The sequence below is a fragment of the Bartonella sp. AP57NXGY genome (assembly GCF_042195805.1).
GTDB lineage: Bacteria > Pseudomonadota > Alphaproteobacteria > Rhizobiales > Rhizobiaceae > Bartonella.
Window position 1 is genome coordinate 1 of the sequence record NZ_JBHIOZ010000128.1, and the last position, 3,565, is coordinate 3,565.

The following is a 3,565-nucleotide window of genomic DNA, read 5'->3' on the forward strand; positions in this document are numbered from 1 at the left end:
CACTTTGTTTTCCTTTGGGCGCACAACAGAGATCAATCACACGCTCACAAGAGAAGAAGGCAGGCTTATTGGTAATTGGATAGATGATGGGGATGAAGAGTTAAGCTGGGAACAAATCGATTATCCATGGGACATGGCAAATTTTCCGTGGTGTTCGGTCAAAAAACATGAACGCGATATACTCATGGCAGAGTGGTTTAGCAACCGCACGCTTTATCTCGTGTTAAAAGACAGCCAAAATAGCGTGATTGGGTTTCGCAGATGCTATGCTGTAGCGCCTGTCGAACAGGCTTTGGATGGTGTTTATAACCATTCAAGCGGCAGATTCCAGCCCTCCCCGATGGGCACGGCGCTTCTTGTTGCAGCCCGCACAGATTTTCACGATGTTGATGGCAAACAAGCAGCTTTTGTTTCCATTCTCGTTCATGGCTCTCTTGCACAACAAACCCCTCCTGGCAAGCTTTGGCTTGGAGCTCATGAACTGCGTGGTGGTGTAGAAATTCTCAAAACACCTATCAATATTCCTTTGCGTGCTGATGTTCGCGAACAATTCAAGATTTTATTGAGGTTTTAATATGAAGCATGAAAGTGGTTTACCCTTTGCAATTGACAGATCTCGCGGCAAAGAGGAACAACAAAGCGTGGTGTTTTATGGCACGCGTCCCTTTATTCAAAGTGGTGAACTCAATGAAGTTCAAACCATTATAAGGGGACGGCATGACCGTTTGGGGCGCCTTGTGGCACAAGAAGGAGACCGCGTTGAACGGGCTGATGCTTTTGTCAACAAAGAGACAAGGACCGTAACGTTAACGGATGGCAAGATTTATATTGCCGGTGATATTTTTCCCGTTGCACCAGCTGTACTCAACAATGTTGCCATGATTGGGCGCTTGGAAATTGGTGTGAAGCTGCAAAAAAAATGGATAACACACGAAGATGATCCAGAGCTATTGGGGCAAGTTGCCGGCACCTTAGCAGAAGGAGAGCCTGGTGCCGCACGCGAAACAGCACAGCTTGTTTGGGCACTAAAAGAGGATGAGCAGAATGGCACTTTCTTTCCCGTTTATATCTTGCAAGATGGTGTTCTGATTGATCAAAAATCCCCATCACTGCTTGAACCCGCCATGCAAGCCATTGCGACGTACGACCGCGCCCATGGACATTATATCGTGAGTGGCTGCCGTGTGAGCGCATTGGGAGCCAATAACGGTTGCCAAGTGTTTAGCATTCAAGAAGGAGAAGCCAATATCAATGGTTTCAAACGCAAACGCTTAGCGGCTTTGCGTCATGAAGAACTCGAGGACTTTTCGACAAGCGTTGTTCCTAGCGAAACGCATATTTTTGCGCCTTCAAAAGGGAAAACAAGTTTTACCTTTAAACCCTATTATTTTCCTATTGCCGATATTCAGTCTCTTTTGTTGACAAAAGAAAAAACCGTTAACGTCACCCGTGGTGCCGTTGCCGCTGGGCGTGATGGTGTTCCTGATAAAAGCATCACCGCGTTTATCAAAATCGTTCAAGGAAGCAAGGAATTTAAAGAAGGCACAGATTTTAAAAAAACCGGAGACACCATTGATTGGGCACCCGTGGGAGACGAACCTTTAGCAGGGAGCAGCTATAAGGTGACTTACCGCTATCGCGCAAAAATCACGGCTGATAAAGTAACAGCGCAGGAAATCACAGTCTCAGGGGGAGCGGAGGGTGGTGATATTATCGTCAGTTACACTTATAAATTGCCCCGCATTGACCGCATAGGACTGAACACGGGGGGCAATGTGGTTTACATCAAAGGTATCTCAGTAGACCAACCCATGGCACCCAGTGTCCCTGATGATGTGTTGTCCCTTGCAACCATTACCAACAATTGGCTTGAAACGCCGGTTGTGGTCAATGATGGCACACGGGTTGCCCCCTATGATGAAATGTGGCGCTATTTTCAACGAGTGCTTTCGCTTGACCGTCTGATGCAATTAGAACGGATTAAAAGCAATGTTGACTCTAAAGAACCTGTTGCCAAAAAGGGCATGTTTGCAGACCCTTTTCTTGATGATAGTTACAGAGATGAAGGCTTTCAACAAACAGGTGCTGTAGGCAACGGCATTTTACAGCTTGCCATTGACCCAACCTTTTACATCGCTAATCTTACAGCGCCTGTCACCCTTGACTGGACAAATGAAGTGATCATTGCGCAAGAGTTGACAACGGCTTGCGAAAAAATCAATCCTTATCAAAATTTTGCACCCCTGCCTGGTACAGTAACCCTTGAACCCGCGACAGACTTCTGGCATGAACAACGCACAGATTGGCTTTCGGGTATCACCAATCAAATCATTATGGGAAAACATCGCGGCAGAACTATCCGTAACACAGAAGTGCGTGATGACTTGGTCAATGCACATCAAGAACAAACCGACTTTTTAAGACAAATTACCCTTCACTTTAAAATTGAAGGTTTTGGCAGTAGCGAAATCTTGGAAAGTCTTACCTTTGATGGTGTGAATGTTTTACCAAAAACAAAGCTTGTTGCTAACACCAAAGGCACCCTTGAAGGAACTTTTAAAATTCCACAAAACATCACCGCTGGCACAAAAAACGTTGTGGCACAGGGAAAAGGTGGAACCATTGCAACGGGTCTTTTTACAGGTCAAGGCGTGATTGATGTGAAAGTGATGCGGCGCACCACAACAGTAAAGATATGGACGCAATTTGACCCACAAGCGCAAGTCTTTACCCCCGATGAAACACGGCAAATCACCGGTATTGACTTTCATCTTTGCAAAATCGGTAATGAGAACCATGATTTGGTGATTGATTTGGTCACTACAGAAAACGGTTATCCGACCGCCGATATTCAAGCACAAAGCTTTTATTCTATGAAGGGCGCAAAGCTAGGGTGGGCAGAGGCACGCTATGATGTACCACTCCTTGTGATGGATGACCGCTTAACGGCTTTTGTCATTAAAACCGATGATGCGGATCATTCTGTCTCACTAGCAAAGCTTGGGGATTTTGATGCAGAACACCAGAGATACGTCTCGAGTCACCCTTACGTGACCGGTCCACGCTTTTCTTCTGTCAATGCTAGGAGCTGGACCGCCCATCAAGATGAGGCTTTAGCCTTTCGAGTGCTGGCGGCACGCTATACACAAACAGAAAAAACCATTGATCTTGGCACTTTTGACCTTGTTGACTGCTCTGATTTGCAAATACGCGCAGCCATTGAATTGCCTTCAAGCGATTGTTCTGTCATCTTTGAAATTGAACGAAACAATGGCACAATTTATCAACTTCTTCCCTTTCAATTGCTAAGCCTTACTGAATATATCAGTGAAAAGATAAAGCTTCGCGCTATTCTCAAAGGCACCGAAAAGCTCTCACCCGTCTTGTTTGCGCCTGTTCAATTGATTGCGGGAAAGATCCATAAGGAAGCTACCTATGTCACGCGTGCTTTTGCCTTTGGTGAAAAAGCAAGATTGACCAGCTATATCAAAACCTTTTTACCGGGCGGTGCAACCTTTTCACTGGAGATGCAACTGGATGATGGTGGTTTCACCCCTTTGAAACT

The 3,565-nt window shown here is 45.7% G+C and carries 1 protein-coding gene and 1 pseudogene; both read left to right on the forward strand.

The window, feature by feature from the left end:
* Nucleotides 1–574, forward strand: a pseudogene (locus ACFIL8_RS08395) (phage tail protein); the annotation flags it as partial.
* Nucleotide 575: 1 nt separating this feature from the next.
* Nucleotides 576–3,565 (forward strand): DUF4815 domain-containing protein (locus tag ACFIL8_RS08400; RefSeq protein ID WP_375689411.1); only part of this gene is annotated, 2,990 nt, incomplete at its 3' end.